Here is a 19992-nt window from a genome sequence, read left to right as displayed (position 1 = left end):
CCGATGATGAGACGGGAAAGTCAGGTGGAAAACAGATGCACCTCGCCCTGCCACAGGCGGGCGACGGTGAGCTTGCCGCTGCGATAGGCGCGCGTATCGATATTGAGCCGCCTTGGCCGTATGTCGGGTTCATCGTTCGGCGTATGACCGTGAACGACGAGTTTCGGCAACGGCACCCGGCTTTCGAGAAACCGCTGGCGGATGAGGACCAGATCCTCGTCCGTCTGCCTGTCGAGCGGCAGTTTCGGATTGATGCCGGCATGCACGAAAATCACGCTTGGGGTTTCCAGCAGGACAGGCATCGCCCGCATGAAATCGATATGCGTCCGCGGAAGCGACTGGCGGATGAAGGCATCGAGCTTCGCGCCGGAGGGAAAGACCAGCGGTAGATGCTCCGGATCGAGGCCATAGGACTTGAGCAGCTCCGCCGACCCCATCTGCATCCAATCGTCATAGGAGATCCAGCCATCGATATAGTCGAGCATGGCGACTTCGTGATTACCGGCAAGGCAGATGCGGTCGAATCCATCAGGCGGTGGCTCCATGAGGTGGGTGATAACCTGTGACGATTCCGGGCCGCGGTCGATATAGTCGCCGAGCGTGACGATCAGCTTTCGCCCGGGCAGCCGCGCGCCATCACGCAGGATCGCCTCCTCGGCTTTCACAAGCAAATCGTACCGACCGTGAATATCGCCGATCGCATAGGTTGGGATAGCGGCAATATCCAGCGTCAGGCGCGGTCTCGGCTGGCGTGCCATTTTCGAAACCTCGCTGTTGCGAGCACGAGAGTCGCTCATCATGTTTCTCGATCAAGGAAGCCCCACTTCACCCTAAGTAGAGTAAAGGACAAGGCAATCAAGCTGGTAAGAAAAACCAAACCATTTGGGTTTTGTAGAAAAACCGGCCTTATCATTCGAGGACTAATCCCTCACTCCTGTATCCGTTGAGAAAAGAGTGACCGATGGGAACGGTATCGCAGTTTCATGAGAGCCTGAGGCCTCCCGCGCATCGCATCGAAAGCGAAGAGGAGGCGATATCCATGGCCCGCGACCTCGCCGCCGCATTCCGGCATCAGGCGAGCGAACGTGATATCAACCGCATCCTGCCCGTTGCCGAGCTTGATGCGCTGTCGGTATCGGGGCTGACGGCAATCACGGTTCCGCCAGACCATGAAGGGCTGGACGTGTCGAACGCCCTGCTCGCCGAAATCGTTGCAATTATCGCTGAGGGCGATGCATCGATCGGCGAGGCGCTGGAAAGTCATTTTTCCGCGCTGGAAACGCTCCGCACTCAGGCTGCCGAGGATTTGAAGGCATCGCTGTTTGCCCGTGTACTGCTCGGCGACCGCTTCGCGGGCGCCGCCTTCACCGACGGGACCGAACTGACCGCCGAAGGCCCGGGCTACCGCCTGAGTGGGCGCACGCGGCAATCCCCCGGTATTCTATTCGCCGACTGGATCGCAGCTGCCGCCACCGCTCCGCCCAGCCGCCCAGTGACGCTCTACCTCGCACGCGATGAAGAAGGCGTGCAGGTGGTCGACGATTGGGACGGCTTCGGCCAGCGCACCAATGGATCGGCGACGGCGATCGTCGGAACGCTTCATGTCAATGCCGATGCGATTGCGCCTGCTCTCTCCTCCGGACATTCGACCGACATCTCGCTCGGCCTGCTGCTCAAGGCGGGCGTCAGCCTCGGCATCGCCCGGGCCGCATGGAGCGACCTGATGACCGCAATTGGCGATCGCAGCATGACTGTCCTTCCCCAGATCGGCGAACGCGCCATCCGCATCGAAGCAACGGCGGCAGCCTTGGAACGGGCTGGCCGTAAACTCGACATTGCCCAGGTCAATCCTGTGGAGGCCGCGATGGCGGACGCGCATTTCTCCACCTCGGCGGCCGCGATCCTTGCCGGGGAAACGGCGCTTACCACCGCAAACGCGCTGTTCGAACTTGCAGGGGAAACATCGGCCGGCATCGGACTCAATCTCGATCGCCATTGGCGCAATGCCCGCATTCACGCGCTATCGCTGCCGCGGGATAAGCTGGTGCGCACCGCAGGTGAATATAGGTCGACGCCCGGCAGGGTCTAAATCAGCTGGCGGCGGAGATCGGGAATTGTTCCTTGGCGCCGTCGATGCGCCCGCCGTCGGCGACGAACTGCTCGAGGGTCATATTGTCGAGAATGGCGGCGATCGCGTCCCGAACATCGGTCATCGAGCGCCGCACCTGACAGGTTTCCGGATCGGCACAGTCGTCGCAGGCCTCGTAAGCCGTACGGCTGGCGCAGCGGATCGGCGCTAAGGGCCCGTCGAGCGTGCGGATGACATGGCCGATGCGGATTTCGGTTGCCGGCCGCGACAGGGAATAGCCGCCGCCCGGTCCCTTTTTCGAGCGCAGGATGCCGACATTGCGCAGTTCGAGCAGGATCGTGTCGAGAAACTTCTTCGGGATATTGTTGCGGGCCGCGATGTCGTTGATGAAGGCGGTCTCACCCGGCGCCAGCCGCGCCAGGTCGACCAGCGCCTTCAGCCCGTATTTTCCCTTTTTCGTCAGCATCGTCGTCGCCTTGTAGAAATCGCAGTATTTATCCTGCCAATAGCAGGCAAATAGCGTCAAAAGCGTGAACATACAACAAAATAGCTATTATTTATAGCTTGTATCGGCAACGTCCACAGGCTCGCGCGGCAGCCTTGAGAAGGACCGGCCGCCGCGCACCTTGTCAGCCGCCTCAATTAGATCGTCTTCAGCATGCCGCCATCGACGAAATAGGTCGAGCCGATGCAATAGCTCGCACGCTCCGAACTCAGGAAGACGAAGACGTTGGCCAGCTCCTCCGGCGTGCCGAAGCGTTTGGAGGCGGCGTGCTCGTTGGCGACGCTCTGCAGATAGCCTTCCCAGTTGCCGCCGGTTTCCGCCGTCAATTGCTTGGCGGTCTTGATCCAGTCGGGCGTCAGGATCAGGCCGGCATTGACGCAGTTGACGCGGATATTATCCTTGATGAGTTCGGTCGAGAGCGTCTTCGAAAACATCATCAGCGCCGACTTGCTGACATTGTAGATCGGCTCGTACCAGAGCGGCTGGACGGCGCAGATCGAGGCATTGTGCAGGATCACCCCGCCGCCGCGTTCCTTCATCTGCGGCGCGATGCCGCGCGCCAGCCGCACGGCGGCCATCACATGCAGGTCCCAATAGTCCTGCCACTTCTCATCGGGCGCCTCCATCACCGTCTCGTTCGATCCGGTGCCGGCATTGTTGATGAGGATATCGGCGCCGCCTTTTTCGGCCGCCGCCGCAATGATCGCCTCGGTTCCCGCAACCGTCGCCACATCGGCCGCGACAGCGGCGGCGCTGACGCCGTACTTCTCGGCGATACGGGCGGCTTCCGCCTCAAGCCGTTCGCCGCCGCGGGCTGCCAGCACGAGGTCGGCGCCCTCAGCCGCCAGCCCCTCGGCGATCGCCAGCCCGATGCCGACCGACGCACCGGTAATGACGGCAGTCTTACCCTTCAATCCGAGATCCATGTCTTCCTCCGCAAACGGCCGGAGATCCCGGCCTGATGTGCCGAGTGTTTCGCCAATGAACCCGGGCGTCAAGCGCCCGAACACCTCTTGCGGCAGGCGCCGATCTGTCGCATGCCTGCAGCAACAGATGGGAGGAGTTTTCATGCGACGTTATTCAGCCTGCATAGAATGGCTGTTTGCCGAAGAGGGCGACAGCTTTCCCGATCGCATCCGCCGCGCCCATGCGGCCGGCCTGACGAAGATCGAATTCTGGCGCTGGACCGGCAAGGATCTGGATGCGATCGAGGCGGCGCTGAAGGAAACCGGAGTTGCTGTCTCCAGCCTCGTCGCCGAACCGATGATCGCGCTGACCGACACCGCCAACCGGCAGGCCTGGCTGAAAGGCCTTGCCGAATCCGTCACTGTCGCGGAACGTCTCGGCGCGCCGGTGCTGATTGCCCAGGCGGGCGACGATCTCCCAGGCTTGACCCGCCAAGAACAGCGCCGGGCGCTTACCGAAACGCTGAGAGCCGGCGCCGGTATCCTCAAAGGCAGCGGTGTCCGCCTCGGCGTCGAGCCGCTCAACATCCGCATCGACCATGTCGGCTATTTCCTCGATTCAACCCGCGAAGGTCTCGACATCATCGATGACGTCGCCCGCCCGGAGATCGGCATCGTCTACGACATCTATCATTCCGCCGTGATGGACGAGCGCACCGAGGAGGTGCTGAACGGCCGTCTCGACCGTATCATCCACGTCCACGTCGCCGATCACCCTGGCCGCAACGAACCGGGCTCCGGCGATATCGACCTTGCCCGACGCCTCGGCTGGATCTTCGCCAACGGTTACGACGGCGCCGTCGGTCTGGAATACCGGCCGACCAGGCCCGGCGGGGACGCAGTCAAGGCCGCGATTGCTTCGCTCGGCGGTTAAACCTCGGCGGCATCGACGCTTGCCGCTGCCTTGCAGGGTCCGGCCGAGCGGCGCTCGATGATGCGGGAGGCAATCATGATGCGCCGCGCCGGCATGCCGGGCAGGCGTGGATTCTCGATGCGCTCGAGCAAGAGCCGCAGCCCGACCGCCCCGCATTCCTGCCCCTCCATCCTCACCGTCGTCAGCGCCGGCGAGATCTGCGTTGCCGGCGAGTAGTCGCCGAAACCGACGACCGAAATATCGTCGGGGATGCGGTATCCCTGACCGAGCAACTCGGAAACCACGGTCAATGCCAACCCGTCATGGGCGCAGAAAAAAGCCGTCGGCCGGATGCCTTTTTCGGCGAGCGCCCGGAAGGCCGCGCTGAAGCCGTTCTCTTCGTCGAACTGCATAACATGAAGCGCAACGTCAGGATAACGTTCGGCGATTTCGCGGGCGCCGTAGTGCCGCTCCTGGCGCCCCCGCAGGCCCGGCATGCCATAGACGTAAACGATGGACCGATGGCCGAGCCCGACCAGATACTCCAGCACCGCCTGCCCTGCCTCATGGTCGGTGCCACCCACATGGTCGATCTGTTCGAGCGCATCGACCCAGCCGAAACGCACGATCGGAACGCCGGTGGCACTCACCGCCGCCACTGCCTCACGGGCATGCGGACCGACGAGCATCAGCCCGTCGCAGGTGCGCGCCAGCTCTTCCAGCTGTGCGGAATCATGGGTCCAGCGTACGCGCAACGTCATGCCAAGCCGATGAGCCTCGCGCTGCACACCGTTCTGCACCTGCATATAGAGCTCACTGTTGACCGCATCGAGATCGTGAAAGACAACCGCGACCTCGCCTGCAGCACCCTGCCCGGCGGGCTTGGTATAGCCAAGGCGCTGCGCCGTCTCGCGGATCAGTGCGCGCGTTTCCTCGCTGACGCCGCTCTTGCCGGCAAGCGACCGCGATACCGCATATTTCGACAGGCCGACCTCCTTTGCGATGGTCTGCAATGTAACCCGGCCTCTGCTTCCCACGTGGCACCTCGCCGTTCGATTGATGCGACGCTGGCTATATCAACCACGTCGCCAAAGCAAATTTTCGCACTAACGAAAACATAACGCTTTACCTAACAATATCCAAATGTAATCTTTCCCTCATCCCAGCCCGCAGCAAAAAATAATGATAAGGGCACGGATTTTTGGAGGAGATCCCTATGATCAAGCTGAAACGACGTGCGTTTCTGGCCGGGACGTCGGCCGCCCTGATATTGCCGGCCCTGCCGGTTTTCGCCGCTGACTTCAAGGAAGCGGATATCCTGAAAACGAAGGTGTCGAGCGGCACCCTGCCGGCCCTGAAGGACCGGCTTCCTGAAAATCCGCTCGTCGTCAAACCGGTCGAAAGCGTCGGCAAATACGGCGGCGACTGGAACATGGCGCTCGTCGGCGGCGGGTCGCTGTCGATGCTGTTCCGCTATCAAGCCTACGAGCCGCTGCTGCGCTATACGCCCGACTGGTCTGGCGTGACGCTGAATGTCGCCGAGTCCTTTGAGGGCGATGCTGACTCCAAGGTCTATACGATCCGCCTGCGCAAGGGCATGAAATGGTCGGACGGCCATCCCTATACCACCGCCGATATCAAGTTCTGGTACGACACCGTTTTCACCGACAAGCGCGTCGCCTTTGTCGGCCAGGATCATTGGAAGTCCGGCGGCAAGCCGGCCAAGCTGGAGATCGTCGACGAGCAGACCTTCAAGGTCACCTTCGACAAGCCGAACGGCCTGTTCCCGCTGCAGGTCGCCTGGGCAAACAACGACCAGACGACGCGCACGCCGAAACATTATCTCGAGCAGTTCCACATCGACTTCAATCCGAAGGCCGATGAACTCGCCAAGCAACGCGGCTTTGAAAGCTGGATCGCCTCCTTCCAGGCGGCCGCCGGTTTCCAGGATGACAACGCCTTCTTCCTGAACTCCTCGAAGAAGCCCTGCGTGCATGCTTGGATGTTCACCATAGCGCCCGGCGAAAACACCGAGCGCGCCGTTGCCGAGCGCAATCCCTACTATTGGAAGGTCGATACCGAGGGCAACCAGCTGCCCTATATGGACCGCATCGTCTACCAGATGGTCGCCGACCCGCAGGTTCTGCTGCTGAAGGCCATGCAGGGCGAAGTCGACCTGATGGACCAGTATATCGCCACGCCGAACAACAAGTCGGTTCTCTACGATGCGCGTGAGCAGGGCGGCTATGATTTCTACACACTGACCTCGACCGAAGCCAATGTGATGAATTTCATCTTCAACCTGAACCACAATGACGAGACCAAGCGGAAGCTCTTCCGCAACAAGGATTTCCGTGCGGCACTCTCGACCGCGCTCGACCGGCAGTCGCTGATTGATGCGGTGCTTGTTGGTCAGGGGGCGCCCGCCCAGCCGTCGATCAAGAAGGAAGATCCGCTTTACAACGAGCAGCTCGCCACGCAGTTCACGGCCTATGACGTCGACAAGGCGAATGCCATGCTCGACCAGATCGTGCCGAAGCGCGACGACCAGAATTTCCGCCTCGACGAAAAGGGCCGCCGCCTGACGATCATTTTCGAGATCGACCAGGCGCGCGCTGTCTTCCTCGATCTCTTCCAGCTGGTGATCCCGATGTTCCAGGCTGTCGGCATCGATGCCCAAATGCGCTCGATGGACCGTTCGCTCTGGGAGACGCGCGTCCGCCAGGGCCGTGATTTCGATGCCACTGCCCACCAATTCGGCGCAAATGGCGGCGTCGCCGCCATGCTCGACCCGCGCTATTACGTGCCGACCGATGCCAACGCCATGTATGCCCCAGCCTGGCAACTCTGGTATCGCGACCGCGCCAATGCCAATGCCGAAGAACCGCCGGAAAGCACGAAGAACCAGCTTGCGCTATACGACAAGCTGAAGGCGACGTCCGACGCATCAGGCCAGCGCGAGGTCATGAAGCAGATTCTGCAAGGTGCGGCCGACAATTTCTATGTCTTCGGCATCTCGCTGCCGCCCGATGGCTACGGCATCGTCAAGAACAACATGAAGAACATCACGAAGATCATGCCGAACTCCTTCGGCTGGCCGACGCCCGCTCCGACCATGCCGGAGCAGTTCTACAAGGTCTGAAGACCTTTTATCCCAGGAGCCCAGTTAGGCGCCGGCCCCCGCCGGTTGGCGCCGAGGCCCTTCTTTTGCCAATGATTGGATGAAGACGATGCTCGATGCCAGAAAACAGAATACCCACACGCTGAGGACGCCGGACTGGTTCAAGACGGCGACCCGCTGGACCCAGCTGACCTTCGTGGAAGACGATCCGGAGAAATACGACCCGGCCTTCTGGATCGATGTCTTCAAACGGACGAAATCGAACGCGGTCTGCCTCAGCGCCGGCGGCTACATCGCCTATTATCCGAGCGAAGTGCCTTACCATTATGTGAGCAAATATCTCGGCGACAAGGATATCTTCGGCGCACTCGTCGATGCCGCCCGCAAGCTCGACATGCATGTCATGGCCCGCGTCGACCCGCATGCGATCCATGACGATGCCGCCAAAGCCCATCCGGAATGGGTGATGATCAATGCCGACGGCACGCCGCGCCGCCACTGGGCCTATCCCGATGTCTGGGTGACCAATGCCTATGGCGACTACAACACCGTTTTCATGCCTGAGGTAGTCAAGGAGATCGTCCGCAAATACGATATCGACGCGGTCTTCGCCAATCGCTGGCAGGGCCACGGCGTCGATTATAGCGAAGACAGCGCCCGCCGCTTCAAGGACATGTCCGGCCACGCCTTGCCTGTAAAACCCGATGCCGAGGATCCCGCCTGGCAGGCCTGGGTGCAATGGCGCCGCCGCGTGCTCACCGACATGATCGCGCAATGGGACGATGCCGTCAAAGCGATCCGCCCGCATGCGAGCTTCATTCCGAACATGGGCGGCGCGTCCTTGATGGAATTCGACCTCTCGGTCATCGCCAGGCACTGCCCCTTCCTCGTCGTCGACCATCAGGGCCGCAAGGGCCTCGAGCTCGGCTGGTCGGCTGGCCGCAACGGCAAGCGTATCCGAGCCACCTTCCCCGACCGCCCGGTCGTACTGATCACCTCGATCGGCCCGGAGGAGGAATATCGCTGGAAGGACGCCGTCACCTCGGGCGAGGAGATGCAGCTCTGGATCAACGACGGCACCGCCCACGGCCTCTACGCCTGGTTCACCAAGTTCAACGGTGTCGTGCCCGACAAACGCTGGGTCGAGCCGGTGGCCGACGCATTCGGCCTGCAGGCAGCCGTCGAGCCGGTGCTGGAAAGCATGAAGCCGACCTCCGAAATCGCCGTCATAGATCCCTCGACGACGCTGCGCCACTGGGCGCCGGAAGAGCGGCATTCCGCCGAGAAGCACGATCTCGGTCTCTACCACGCCCTCGTTGAAGCCCGCCTGCCCTTCGATCTGCTTTCGGACCAAGTGCTGACCGAGGAAAACCTCGACCGCTTCAAGCTGATCATTCTCGCCAACGCCTCCTGCCTTTCGGATGCGCAGAACGCGGCGATCCGCGCCTATGTCGATCGCGGCGGCAGCGTCATTGCCTCCTACGAGACGTCGCTGCGTGACGAATTCGGCAAGAAGCGTGACGAATTCGGTCTGGCCGACGTGCTCGGCGCCAGATACGTCTCCGGCCCGCGCGGCATCGTCAAGAACACCTATGTCGCCCTTTCCGGCGATCACCCGATCAATCGGGGTTTCGACGGCGCCGAACGCATCATGGGCGGCACCCGCCTGATCCACGCCGAACCGTCGGCCGATGCCAAGACTCCCTTCCTCTACGTCCCCGACTTTCCCGATCTGCCGATGGAAGAGGTCTATCCGCGTGAACACCCGAAAGGTGCTGCCGTCATCGCCCGCGAGACTGGCAAGGGTGGCCGCACGGTCTATATTCCCTGGAACATCGGCGAGATCTTCTGGGAGGTTTTTGCGGTCGACCACGCCCGTCTCATCGCCAACGCCGTCCATTGGGCACTCGGCACGACGCCGCGCGTCACCGTCAAGGGCAAGGGCGTCGTCGATCTGGCGTTGCGCGAAAACGATGAGGGCCTGGCGCTCAGCCTCTTCAACCTCACCAATCCGATGATGATGAAAGGCCCGATCCGCGACAATTACCCTCTGGCAGCGCAGACCGTTTCGGTGGAGATCCCGGAGGGCCGATCGGTGGCGAAGGCCTGGCTCGTCGTTGCCGATCGCGCCGCAAGCTTCAGCTTCGGGAATGGCCGCGCGCAGGTGGAGGTGCCTGGTATCGATCGGCTGGAGGTCCTGCATCTCACCTGGAAATGAGATGACACGCGACGGAGGAGCGCTTTCGGCCTGGAGGGCCGAAGGCGGGTGAAGATCCGGGGGAAGTGCGTCACGGCGTTCCCGACGGGAGGAGAAACGTTTCAATGCTTGGCTATATCTTCAAGCGCGTGCTCTACATGATCCCGACCTTGTTTGGCATGTCGCTGATCTCGTTCCTGATCATCCAGCTGCCGCCGGGTGACTATCTGACGTCGATGATCGCCACCATGAGCGACAGCGGCCAGACCGTCGATCCCGCGCAGATCGAGCGGCTGAAGGAAATCTACGGCTTCGACGATCCCTTCTATATCCAATATCTGAAATGGATCTGGGGCATCGTCAGCCGCGGCGACTTCGGCTACTCCTTCGAGTGGGGCCAGCCCGTTTCCGGGTTGATCTGGGGCCGCATGGGCTCGACGCTGGTGATCTCGCTCTTGAGCCTGCTCTTCGTCTGGATCGTGGCTTTGCCGATCGGCATCTATTCCGCTGTCCGCCGCCACTCCGTCGGCGATCATGTCTTCACATTTCTCGGCTTCATCGGCCTTGCAGTGCCGAACTTCATCCTGGCGCTGACGCTGATGTATGTCGCCTATAAATATCTCGGCCAGAGCGTCGGCGGGCTGATCTCGCCGGAATATGCCGAGGCCCCCTGGAGCCTCGCCAAGGTCGGCGATTTCCTCGCCCATCTCTGGATCCCGATCATCATCATCGGCGCATCCGGAACGGCAGCGATGATCCGCATCTTGCGCGCCAACCTGACCGACGAACTGCACAAGCCCTATGTCATCACCGCCCGCGCCAAGGGACTGCCGGAATACAAGGTGATCCTCAAATATCCGGTCAGAATCGCGCTCAATCCCTTCGTCTCGGCGATCGGCTGGGTGCTGCCGCATCTTGTCTCCGGCGTGACGATCACCGCCATCGTGCTGAACCTTCCGACGGCCGGCCCGCTGCTTTTCCGCGCGCTGATCTCGCAGGACATGTATCTCGCCGGCAGTTTCATCCTGCTTTTGAGCGCGCTGACCCTCGTCGGCATGCTGCTGTCGGATCTGCTGCTGGCGCTGCTCGATCCGCGCATCCGGTTCAATTGAGGGGAATGCGATGAGCACGCACGAAACCTTCGGAGCCCATGCTGGCCCACTTCACACTGTTGCCGATGGTCCCTCGATCAGCCCGCTGAAACAGGGCAAGACCGTCTCGACCGCTGCGATCGGCCCCTGGCGGCTGGTCGCCGGCAAACTGATCCGCCAGAAGGTGGCGATGGTGGCCGGCGCCATCATCCTCTTCCTCTATCTGGTCGGCCTCTTCGCCGAATTTCTGGCGCCCGCTTTGCCGATGACCTCGCGGCCGCAATATACCTATGCCCCGCCGCAGGGCTTCAGCTTTTTCGTCGAAAAACCGGACGGCAGCTCGGAATTCAATTTCCATGTGAAGGGCTACAAGGTTGAGATCGACAAGGTGGCGCTGCGCCGCACCTTCGTCGTCGACGACACCAAGGTCGTGCCGATCGGCTTCTTCGTCAAAGGTGCAGCCTATGACCTCTGGGGCCTGATCCCGATGAACCGGCACCTGATCGGCCCCCTCAACCAGAACGACCCGATGTATCTGCTCGGTGCCGACCGGCTCGGCCGCGACGTCTTCTCGCGCCTCGTCTACGGCACGCGCGTATCCATGTCGATCGGCCTCGTCGGCGTCGCCATGTCGCTGATCCTGGGCGTTGTGCTCGGCTCGATCTCCGGCTTCTACGGCGGCTGGGTGGATACGCTGATCCAGCGCGTGATCGAGGTCGTCAGCGCCATGCCGACCATCCCGCTGTGGCTCGGCCTGGCGGCGGCGATCCCGCTGACATGGTCGCCGGTCAATGTCTATTTCGTCATAACGATCATCGTCTCGCTGCTTGGCTGGACCAGCCTGGCGCGGGAAGTGCGCGGCCGGTTCCTGGCACTGCGCAGCGAGGATTTCGTCGTCGCCGCCCGGCTCGACGGATCGAGCGAAGCGCGGCTGATCTTCCGCCATATCCTGCCGTCGCTGACGAGCCACATCCTTGCGGTCGTCACACTGGCCGTGCCGACCATGATCGTCGCCGAGACCTCGCTTTCCTTCCTCGGCATCGGCCTCAAGCCGCCGGTCGTCAGTTGGGGCGTACTGCTGCAGGACGCCCAGAACATCCGCACCGTCGCCACTGCGCCGTGGCTCCTGATCTGGCCGTCGCTCGCGGTCGTCGTCGCCGTCCTGTCCTTCAATTTCTTCGGCGACGGCCTGCGCGATGCCGCCGACCCCTATGACAATTGAGGAGGAACCCATGACCGATCTTTCCGACGACGTCGTTCTCTCCGTCGAAAACCTCTCGATCGATTTCAGGCTGCGCACCCACATCCTGCACGCCGTCGAAAATGTCAGCTTCGAGCTGAAACGCGGTGAGACGCTCTGCCTCGTCGGCGAAAGCGGCTCCGGCAAGAGCGTCACCGCCCGCTCGCTGCTGCAGATCGTAGACAGCCCCGGCAGCATCGTTTCCGGCCGCATCCTGCTCAGCAATGGCGACGGGATCACCGATATCGCCGCCTTGAAACCGTCGGATCGGGCGATGCGCGCCATCCGCGGCCGCCGCATCGGCCTGATCTTCCAGGAGCCGATGAGTTCACTGTCGCCGGTCCACACCATCGGCTCGCAGATCATCGAGGCGGTGCGCCTGCACAGCAATCTCGACCAGCGCGCCGCCCGCGAAAGGACCGTCGAACTGCTGCGCCAGGTCGAAATTCCGAATCCGGACAAGATGGCCGACCGTTATACCTTCGAATTCTCCGGCGGCATGCGCCAACGCGCCATGATCGCCATGGCGCTTGCCGGCAACCCCGACATTCTCATCGCCGACGAGCCGACGACCGCGCTCGACGTCACCACCCAGGCCGAGATCCTCGACCTGATCAAACGCCTGCAGGTCGAGCGCGGCATGGCCATGCTGCTTATCACCCACGACATGGGGATCGTCGCCGAAGTGGCCGATGATGTCGCCGTCATGCGCTTCGGCCGCATCGTCGAGCGCGGCCCGGTCGATGCGATCTACCACGCCGCCGAACATCCCTATACCCGCCAACTGCTCGCCTCGACAGTCAAGCTCACCCATCATGTCGAAGGCCGGCTGCCCGCCGTGGCGCTGTCGCCGCAGGCGCCGCAACCGATCCTGTCCGTCCGCAATCTCGGCAAGATCTACGGCTGGCACGGCAAGGCCAATACGCTGCGCGCCGTCGACGACGCCAGCTTCGATCTTTATCCCGGCGAAAACCTCGGCATCGTCGGCGAAAGCGGCTCCGGCAAGACGACGCTCGGCCGCCTGATCCTGCGTACCGTCGAGCCGACATCGGGCAGCATCACCTATCGCGGCAGGGACGGCAGCGAGATCGACGTCACCAAGCTGACGAAACGCGAGCTTCGCACCTTCCACCGCGAAGTCCGCCTGGTCTTCCAGGATCCGTTCGCCTCGCTCAATCCGCGCATGACCGTCAAAGAAGTGATCGGCGATCCGCTGATCGTCAACGGGCTGGCCAAGGGCAAGGCGCTGGAGGACCGCGTCGCCGAACTGATGCGCCTCGTCGGCCTCGATCCGATGGGGATGGAGCGCTACCCGCATGCCTTCTCCGGCGGGCAGCGCCAGCGCATCGGCATCGCCCGCGCCCTTGCGCTCGATCCGCGCATCATCATCGCCGACGAGGCGACGTCGGCGCTCGACGTCTCGATCCGCAGCCAGATCCTCGACCTGCTGCTCGATATCCGCCAGCGGCTGAACTTAAGCTTCATCTTCATCTCGCACGACATTTCGGTCGTCCGTTATTTCTGTGATCGCGTCGCCGTCATGCATCGCGGCAAAATCGTCGAACTCGGTGAGGCCGAACAGATCTGCACCGCTCCCGAGGAGGCCTATACCAAGAGCCTCATATCAGCCGTTCCCAATCCCGACCCCCGCGACAAGCGCATGCTACACCGGCATCGTTTCGTCGCGCCCGCCAATATCTGAGGACGATCCCGTGCCGAAATTTTCCGCCAATCTTTCCTTCCTCTATCAGGACTTGCCCTTTCTCGACCGTTTCGCCGCGGCAGCAAGGGACGGCTTCGGCGCGCTGGAATATCTCGGCCCCTATGCCGAGCCGAAGGAGAAGGTCGCCGAAGCGCTGAAGGCGAGCGGCCTGAAACAGGCGCTCTTCAACGTGCCATCCGGCGACTGGGCCGGCGGCGAGCGCGGCATTGCCTGCCTGCCGGACCGCGTAGAGGAGTTCCGCAACGGGGTCGCGCAGGCGCTCGACTATGCCGCAGCGCTCGATTGCCCACAGGTGAATGTCATCTCCGGCCTGGTGCCGAAGGGTGCAGACCTTCAAACGCTGGAAAATGTGCTGGTCGACAATCTGAAATATGCAGCAAAGCGCTGCGCCGACGCCGGCGTCAGGCTGCTGATCGAGCCGATCAATCTGCGCGATATTTCGGGTTTCTTCCTGTCGACGACCGCTCATGCCGACCGCATCCTCGACCGGGTCGGCTCCGACAATCTCCATATCCAGTATGACTTCTACCACATGCAGATCATGCAGGGCGATCTGATGCCCACCTTCACAAGGCTGAAGGAGAAGATCGCCCATGTGCAGATTGCCGACAATCCCGGCCGGGGCGAACCCGGCACCGGCGAGATCAACTACGGCTTCATCCTCTCCGAGCTCGACCGTCTCGGTTACGACGGCTGGGTCGGCTGCGAGTACAAGCCGACATCCGGCACCACCGAGGGCCTCGGCTGGATGAAACCCTATCTGAAGTCAGCGAGAGCAGCATGAACATCGGATTTGTCGGACTCGGCGTCATGGGCCGCCCGATGGCGGAACACCTGATCGACGCCGGCTACACGCTGCATCTGAACCGCGCGAAGGAAGCCTCGGAGCATCTTGTCGACAAGGGCGGCAAAGCCGCCGCAAGCGCCAGGACCTTGGCGCAAGCCTCCGACATCGTTATCCTGATGCTGCCGGATACATCAGATGTCGAGGCGGTGCTGTTCGGCGAAGACGGCGTCGCCTCCGGCCTTTCCGAGGGCAAGCTCGTCATCGACATGAGCTCGATCTCGCCCGTCGCCACCAAGACTTTCGCCAAGCGCATCGAGGCGCTCGGCTGCGATTATCTCGATGCCCCCGTTTCCGGCGGTGAGGTCGGCGCCAAGGCCGCCTCGCTGACGATCATGGTTGGCGGCAAGGAGCACGCCTTCGAACGCGCCAGGCCGCTTTTCGAAAAGATGGGCAAGAACATCACCCATGTCGGCGGCAGCGGCGACGGTCAGACGGCCAAGGTCGCCAACCAGATCATCGTCGGCCTGACGATCGAGGCGGTTGCCGAAGCGCTGCTCTTTGCCAGGAAGGCAGGTGCTGATCCGGCCAAGGTGCGCTCTGCGCTGATGGGCGGCTTTGCCGCTTCGCGCATCCTCGAAGTGCATGGCGAGCGCATGGTCAAGGAAACCTTCGAGCCCGGCTTCCGCATCCGCCTGCACCGCAAGGACATGACGCTTGCCGTCGATGCTGCCCGCGCACTCAATCTGTCGCTGCCGAACACGGCCGCCACGCAACAGCTGATGAATGCCGCGATCGCCAATGGCGACGGCGAACGTGATCATTCCGCCCTCATCCGCACCCTGGAACTCCTCGCCGGAGGACCGCGCTAGATCAACGCATTTTAGAATAGCCGGACGCCACTTCGATTGCCGACTGCCGGAGCCTTCTTTCCGGACGGCGAAGCCATGTCCGGACATCGATAGAGAAGGACAAGAAATGCTCAACAAAGATATCCAACTGCCCTACGGCGCCGTCTATTTCCGCAAGTCGAACCCGCCCGGCGAAGACTGGGAGCGCGACTACGCGACCGCCGGGCAAGACGGCCTCAACATCTTCCGCCACTGGTTCATGTGGAGCGCGATCGAAACCGCCCCCGGCGTCTACGACTGGGAGGAATATGACCGTCAGATGGACCTTGCCGCCGCAAACGGCATCAAGACCGTTATCGCCGAGTTGATCCATGCCGTGCCCGACTGGGCGGTGCGCAAATACGCTCATGCATTGCAGGTCAATGCCGACGGCACCAAACTCGGCTCCTATATGGGTGTGTCGTCGGCAACCGGCGGCTTCTCCAACAATGGTGGCGGCGCCGGCGCCCTGACGCTGAACTGCCCCGAAGTGAAGGAAGCAGCGGGCAAGTTCCTGACCGCGCTCGCCACCCGCTACAAGGATCATCCGGCGATCTATGGCTACGACGTCTGGAATGAGTGCAACTATTCCGCCGATGTCGATTACAGCCCCTATGCCAAGGCTGCCTTTCGCAAATGGCTCGAAAAGAAATACGGCAGCCTGAAGGTCCTGGCCAAGGCGTGGTACCGCTACAGCTATGCCGAATGGGACGATATCGAGCCGCCGGTGCATATGGCGCCCTACCCCGAATGCATCGACTGGCTGCAGTTCAAACGCGACAATTTCTACGACCAGATGCAGTGGCGCATCGACACGATCCGCGCCGTCGACCAGAAGAACACCATCGTTGCCCACGGCATATCCGGCGCAATTCCCAACATGGCGGCCAACGGTTGCGACGACTGGCTCGCCGCCTCCAAGGTCGAGGTCTACGGCTTCACCTGGATCCAGGCCCGCAAGGGCTCGGAAGCCTGGAAGAACTGGTACGGCGTCGACATCAACCGCGCTGCCGCCCGCGGCAAGCCGTTCTGGCATGCCGAGCGCCAGGGCGGCCCGCTCTGGCTGCAGCCGCAGGTGATCAGCCGCGACAAGGAGGATGGCCGCGTCGCCGAGCCCGAGGATATCCGTCTCTGGAGCATGACCTCGCTTGCCGGCGGCGCCCGCGGCGTGATCAATCTGCGCTGGCGCCCGCTGCTCGACGGTCCGCTCTTCGGCGCCTTCGGTTCCTACGGCATGGACGGCTCGCGCACGCCGCGCTCCGACATGGCAAGCGCCATGGCGAAATGGGCCAACGACACGGCGCAGGCTCCCCTCTGGGAGGCAAAGCCGGTGCGCGGCGAGGTCGGCATCCTCGTCGTTCGCGAAACCCAGGAGTTCGATTACCTCCTGAACCACGACCGCAAGGAGAAACCCTATCCCGAAGCCATGTGGGGGGCCTATCGTGCTTTCCTCGAAAATGGCGTGCAGCCGGACTGGGTGCATATAGATGACATCGCGGCCTATGATTTCCTCTATTTCCCCTATCCGATCATGTTCACGTCAGAGCAGGCGAAACGCCTGAAAGCCTGGGTCGAAAACGGCGGCACGCTGATTGCCGAAGCATGCCCCGGCTATTTCGGCGATCGCGGCCATGTCGGCACCGTGCAGCCGAACATGGGTCTCGACGAGGTCTTCGGCGCGCGCGAGGAAGAAGTCGAATTCATGCCCGATATCGGCGACCGCATCCATTTCGATCTCGACGGCGCGGCGGTCGACGGTGGTGGCTTCCTGCAGTCTTATCGGCTGACCGGCGGAACGGGACGCGGCCACTTCACCGACGGCCGTCTTGCCGTCGTCGAAAATGCCTATGGCAAGGGCCGCACGCTGCTGATCGGCACCAATCCCTCCGTCGCCTATTACCGCACGCAGGGTAAGGCGAACGGCGCTTTCTTCGCCGAGCTATTGAGATGGAGCGGGAAGAAGCGTCACGTGACATTGTCGAATGCCGCACTCTTCGCCCGTATCCACAAGGGAGAAAATGGCAGCTTCCTCTGGCTCGTCAACCCGACGAGAACGGCGCAGAAGAGCGAGGTGTCTCTCGCCCGAGGAACGTTTGCGCAGGGTCAGGCCATCTGGCCCGTCGGCCATATCGGCAACGGTAGCATCGAGGTGCCGGCGCGAGATGTGCTGATCCTGCCGCTCGATACCTGAAATTCAGGATCCGGATGAACTATTGCCTTCCGCAAAAGCTTCAAGCTCGGGGTCGAAGTCGACCTCGACGACATTGTTGAAGACGGCGGTGGCAAGCATGATGCCGGCAAAGGCGACGAGATCGACGAGCACCTTGGTCTCGTAGCGCTGTTTCAGCTTCGCCCAGAGTTCGGCGGGAACGGCATTGGAATCGACGACGATTGCCTTGCCGAAGGCGGCAAGCAGCGCTTCCGCCTCGGAAAGCTCCAGTGCGCCCGGATCGAAACCCTTGTTGATCAGCGCCCGGCGAAAGAAGGTGATGGCGATCTTCGATTGCGCCGCCTTCGAGATCGCATGCGAGAAGATCCAGATCTCCCGGTCGCTGACAGCAGGATCGAGCTCGGCTCGCAGCGTGAACCATTCGGCATAGATGCGATGGGCGGCGGGCGAATGCAGCAGCGTCCGCTTCATGTTGGTCATACGCCCGCGCAGCCTGACTTCGTCGTCATGCACCGCACGGATCTCTTCCGAAGCGGTATCGTAGTCGATTTGCGGGAGGTGGCTCATCGGGTCCGTCCTTTGCTTGTGCACAGAAGCTTTCGAGTGCAGTGCGGCAGTACCGCGGCAAATCCGCTTGGCCGCCGCCCGGCTCCCGCTTAGACTGACGAAATCGAAGCGGGAGGCAAGGCATGGGCGACGACCACGAACATCATCATGTCGACTGGCGGGAACATGGCGTCAAGGTCATTCCCGGCAATTCGCTCGATCCGAACACCGCGCAGACGCCGGGCATGAGTCGCGCGACCGCGATCAACAATGCGCGCGCCGGTGCCGAGAAGATCTGGGCTGGCACGGTGACCATCCATGCCAACGCCAAGACCGGCGCCCATCACCACGGCGATCTAGAAAGCATCATCTACGTGGTCAAGGGCAAGGCCCGCATGCGCTGGGGCGAGCATCTGGAATATACCGCCGAGGCCGGTCCCGGCGACTTCATCTACGTTCCGCCCTATGTGCCGCATCAGGAAATCAACGCCAGCCGCGACGAGACGCTGGAATGCGTTCTCGTCCGCTCAGGCCAGGAACCGGTCGTCGTCAACCTCGACATCGAGCCGGTCGAAAAGCCGGAAGACGTCGCGTGGATCGACCCGATCCACCGATAGAGCAATTCACGGTCGAGCAAGCGGCTGACATCCTCAGCCTCCGAACGCTCTGCCAAGATCATCGCAAAGGATCATCGCAGACCGCTTTAGGCGTGGACGGCGCTGGCGCCGTTCATAACAGGGTTCTCGATGATCCGGCCGGTATCGGCGTCATAGAGGTGGATCTGGTCGTAATCGATCGCGATGCCGATCGGATCGCCCGACTTCACCTTCACCGCCTCGGTCAGCGCCACGGCAAAGGGCAGCCCATCGAAATCGGCGTGGACGACGCGGCTTGCGCCGAGCTCTTCGATGAAATCGGCCGTTGCGGTGAGGGCGCCGGGCGCATCCGGGGCGACCAGCCGGGCGGCCTCGGCGCGCATGCCGAGCACGACGCGTTTGCCCTTCAGCGGTGCGGCGCGCTCACGCGGCAGCGCGACCTTGCGGCTTTGATCGTAGACGAAGACGCCCTCGTCATTGATCGTGCCCTCGAGCAGGTTCATCGCCGGCGTGCCGACGAAACCGGCGACGAAGCGCGAGACCGGATGATGATAGACCTCTTCGGGCGTGCCGACCTGCTCTACCCTGCCGCCGTTCATAACCACCAGCCGGTCCGCCAGCGTCATCGCCTCGGTCTGGTCATGCGTGACAAAGATCGAAGTCGCGCCGAGGCGGCGGTGCAGGCGACGGATTTCGGCGCGCATGGCGATGCGCAGCTTGGCGTCGAGGTTCGACAACGGCTCGTCGAAGAGAAACACCTTCGGTTCGCGGATCATCGCGCGGCCCATGGCGACGCGCTGGCGCTGACCGCCGGAAAGAGCGGCGGGCCGGCGTTCGAGGAAGGGTTCGAGGCTGAGCGCCTTGGCGACCTCGCCGATGCGCCGGCTCCGCTCTGCCTTCGAGACGCCGGCCACCTTCAATGCGTAGCCGATATTCTCGGCAACGCTCATATGCGGATAGAGCGCATAGTTCTGGAACACCATGGCGCAGCCGCGCTCGCGCGGTTCCAGCTGGTTGACGACGCGGCCGTCGATGGCGATTTCACCGCCGGTGATTTCCTCGAGGCCGGCGATCATGCGCAGCAGCGTGGACTTGCCGCAGCCGGACGGGCCGAGGATGACGATGAACTCGCCCGACTGGATGTCGAGATCGACGCCGTGAACGACGGGATTCTTGCCGTAGTTTTTCTTCACGCCACGAATGGAGATCGGTGCCAAGGGAA

The 19992-nt window shown here is 62.4% G+C and carries 17 protein-coding genes; 11 read left to right on the top strand and 6 right to left on the bottom strand.

What is annotated here, in order from left to right:
- Window positions 1-20: 20 nt before the first annotated feature.
- Entirely contained in the window at window positions 21-797 is a 777-nt protein-coding gene (locus B5P46_RS27320) for a metallophosphoesterase family protein (protein WP_206735413.1), read from the bottom strand.
- A 164-nt stretch (window positions 798-961) separates the two neighbouring features.
- Between B5P46_RS27320 and B5P46_RS27315 the strand changes: the two genes are divergently transcribed.
- Window positions 962-2089 carry a monooxygenase gene (locus tag B5P46_RS27315; RefSeq protein WP_129421473.1) on the top strand — a complete coding sequence of 376 codons (1128 nt, stop codon included), beginning with the start codon at window positions 962-964 and terminating at the stop codon, window positions 2087-2089.
- A gap of 1 nt (window position 2090) precedes the next feature.
- Here the strand turns inward: B5P46_RS27315 and B5P46_RS27310 are convergent, their stop codons facing one another.
- Both B5P46_RS27310 and B5P46_RS27305 read right to left on the bottom strand, forming a co-directional pair.
- A complete protein-coding gene (locus B5P46_RS27310) occupies window positions 2091-2555 on the bottom strand; it encodes an RrF2 family transcriptional regulator (protein WP_003542434.1) in 465 nt (154 codons plus the stop codon).
- Window positions 2556-2731: 176 nt separating this feature from the next.
- Window positions 2732-3520, bottom strand: coding sequence for an SDR family NAD(P)-dependent oxidoreductase (locus B5P46_RS27305; RefSeq protein WP_129421472.1), 789 nt, complete (start codon window positions 3518-3520; stop codon window positions 2732-2734).
- A gap of 142 nt (window positions 3521-3662) precedes the next feature.
- Between B5P46_RS27305 and B5P46_RS27300 the strand changes: the two genes are divergently transcribed.
- Window positions 3663-4433, top strand: coding sequence for a TIM barrel protein (locus tag B5P46_RS27300; protein ID WP_129421471.1), 771 nt, complete (start codon window positions 3663-3665; stop codon window positions 4431-4433).
- On the opposite strand, the gene B5P46_RS27295 is transcribed toward B5P46_RS27300, so the two are convergent.
- The gene (locus B5P46_RS27295) at window positions 4430-5449 is read right to left on the bottom strand and encodes a LacI family DNA-binding transcriptional regulator (protein ID WP_129421470.1); all 1020 of its coding nucleotides are present in this window, start codon (window positions 5447-5449) and stop codon (window positions 4430-4432) included. The two genes, B5P46_RS27300 and B5P46_RS27295, sit on opposite strands and share 4 nt — an antisense overlap.
- A gap of 179 nt (window positions 5450-5628) precedes the next feature.
- Between B5P46_RS27295 and B5P46_RS27290 the strand changes: the two genes are divergently transcribed.
- From B5P46_RS27290 to B5P46_RS27255, 8 genes are all read left to right on the top strand, one after another.
- On the top strand, window positions 5629-7554 hold the full coding sequence (locus tag B5P46_RS27290; RefSeq protein WP_129421469.1) for an ABC transporter substrate-binding protein: 1926 nt from the start codon (window positions 5629-5631) through the stop codon (window positions 7552-7554).
- A gap of 88 nt (window positions 7555-7642) precedes the next feature.
- Window positions 7643-9751, top strand: a complete 2109-nt coding sequence (locus B5P46_RS27285) for a family 10 glycosylhydrolase (protein WP_129421468.1) — start codon at window positions 7643-7645, stop codon at window positions 9749-9751.
- A 104-nt stretch (window positions 9752-9855) separates the two neighbouring features.
- Window positions 9856-10842 carry an ABC transporter permease gene (locus B5P46_RS27280; RefSeq protein WP_129421467.1) on the top strand — a complete coding sequence of 329 codons (987 nt, stop codon included), beginning with the start codon at window positions 9856-9858 and terminating at the stop codon, window positions 10840-10842.
- A 10-nt stretch (window positions 10843-10852) separates the two neighbouring features.
- Window positions 10853-12043 carry an ABC transporter permease gene (locus tag B5P46_RS27275; protein WP_027663820.1) on the top strand — a complete coding sequence of 397 codons (1191 nt, stop codon included), beginning with the start codon at window positions 10853-10855 and terminating at the stop codon, window positions 12041-12043.
- Between the two features lie 10 nt (window positions 12044-12053).
- Window positions 12054-13763, top strand: a complete 1710-nt coding sequence (locus B5P46_RS27270; protein ID WP_129421466.1) for an ABC transporter ATP-binding protein — start codon at window positions 12054-12056, stop codon at window positions 13761-13763.
- Window positions 13764-13773: 10 nt separating this feature from the next.
- Window positions 13774-14568: a 2-oxo-tetronate isomerase gene (gene otnI / locus B5P46_RS27265; protein WP_129421465.1), complete on the top strand. Its 795-nt coding sequence runs from the start codon at window positions 13774-13776 to the stop codon at window positions 14566-14568.
- Window positions 14565-15440 (top strand): 2-hydroxy-3-oxopropionate reductase, encoded by an 876-nt coding sequence (locus B5P46_RS27260; protein WP_129421464.1) that lies wholly within the window; start codon window positions 14565-14567, stop codon window positions 15438-15440. The genes otnI and B5P46_RS27260 overlap by 4 nt, the downstream gene beginning before the upstream one ends.
- 106 nt (window positions 15441-15546) lie before the next feature.
- A complete protein-coding gene (locus B5P46_RS27255; protein ID WP_129421463.1) occupies window positions 15547-17649 on the top strand; it encodes a beta-galactosidase in 2103 nt (700 codons plus the stop codon).
- Window positions 17650-17652: 3 nt separating this feature from the next.
- Here B5P46_RS27255 and B5P46_RS27250 read toward each other — a convergent pair whose 3' ends face one another.
- On the bottom strand, window positions 17653-18195 hold the full coding sequence (locus tag B5P46_RS27250; RefSeq protein ID WP_129421462.1) for a hypothetical protein: 543 nt from the start codon (window positions 18193-18195) through the stop codon (window positions 17653-17655).
- 122 nt (window positions 18196-18317) lie between these two features.
- Between B5P46_RS27250 and B5P46_RS27245 the strand changes: the two genes are divergently transcribed.
- The gene (locus B5P46_RS27245; RefSeq protein WP_011653244.1) at window positions 18318-18791 is read left to right on the top strand and encodes a cupin domain-containing protein; all 474 of its coding nucleotides are present in this window, start codon (window positions 18318-18320) and stop codon (window positions 18789-18791) included.
- A gap of 86 nt (window positions 18792-18877) precedes the next feature.
- Here the strand turns inward: B5P46_RS27245 and B5P46_RS27240 are convergent, their stop codons facing one another.
- The gene (locus B5P46_RS27240) at window positions 18878-19987 is read right to left on the bottom strand and encodes a sn-glycerol-3-phosphate import ATP-binding protein UgpC (protein WP_129421461.1); all 1110 of its coding nucleotides are present in this window, start codon (window positions 19985-19987) and stop codon (window positions 18878-18880) included.
- Window positions 19988-19992: the final 5 nt, after the last annotated feature.

Origin of the sequence: Rhizobium leguminosarum, from assembly GCF_004123835.1 — a bacterium.
Lineage (GTDB): Bacteria > Pseudomonadota > Alphaproteobacteria > Rhizobiales > Rhizobiaceae > Rhizobium > Rhizobium leguminosarum_M.
This window is presented reverse-complemented; position numbering and strand designations above follow the sequence as displayed.

Coding starts and splice junctions, on each gene's coding strand:
- B5P46_RS27310 (WP_003542434.1), bottom strand. CDS start 2,555: ATGCTGACGAAAAAGGGAAAATACGGGCTGAAGGCGCTGGTCGACCTG.
- B5P46_RS27275 (WP_027663820.1), top strand. CDS start 10,853: ATGAGCACGCACGAAACCTTCGGAGCCCATGCTGGCCCACTTCACACT.
- B5P46_RS27300 (WP_129421471.1), top strand. CDS start 3,663: ATGCGACGTTATTCAGCCTGCATAGAATGGCTGTTTGCCGAAGAGGGC.
- B5P46_RS27260 (WP_129421464.1), top strand. CDS start 14,565: ATGAACATCGGATTTGTCGGACTCGGCGTCATGGGCCGCCCGATGGCG.
- B5P46_RS27290 (WP_129421469.1), top strand. CDS start 5,629: ATGATCAAGCTGAAACGACGTGCGTTTCTGGCCGGGACGTCGGCCGCC.
- B5P46_RS27315 (WP_129421473.1), top strand. CDS start 962: ATGGGAACGGTATCGCAGTTTCATGAGAGCCTGAGGCCTCCCGCGCAT.
- B5P46_RS27280 (WP_129421467.1), top strand. CDS start 9,856: ATGCTTGGCTATATCTTCAAGCGCGTGCTCTACATGATCCCGACCTTG.
- B5P46_RS27255 (WP_129421463.1), top strand. CDS start 15,547: ATGCTCAACAAAGATATCCAACTGCCCTACGGCGCCGTCTATTTCCGC.
- B5P46_RS27305 (WP_129421472.1), bottom strand. CDS start 3,520: ATGGATCTCGGATTGAAGGGTAAGACTGCCGTCATTACCGGTGCGTCG.
- B5P46_RS27320 (WP_206735413.1), bottom strand. CDS start 797: ATGAGCGACTCTCGTGCTCGCAACAGCGAGGTTTCGAAAATGGCACGC.
- B5P46_RS27245 (WP_011653244.1), top strand. CDS start 18,318: ATGGGCGACGACCACGAACATCATCATGTCGACTGGCGGGAACATGGC.
- B5P46_RS27270 (WP_129421466.1), top strand. CDS start 12,054: ATGACCGATCTTTCCGACGACGTCGTTCTCTCCGTCGAAAACCTCTCG.
- B5P46_RS27285 (WP_129421468.1), top strand. CDS start 7,643: ATGCTCGATGCCAGAAAACAGAATACCCACACGCTGAGGACGCCGGAC.
- B5P46_RS27250 (WP_129421462.1), bottom strand. CDS start 18,195: ATGAGCCACCTCCCGCAAATCGACTACGATACCGCTTCGGAAGAGATC.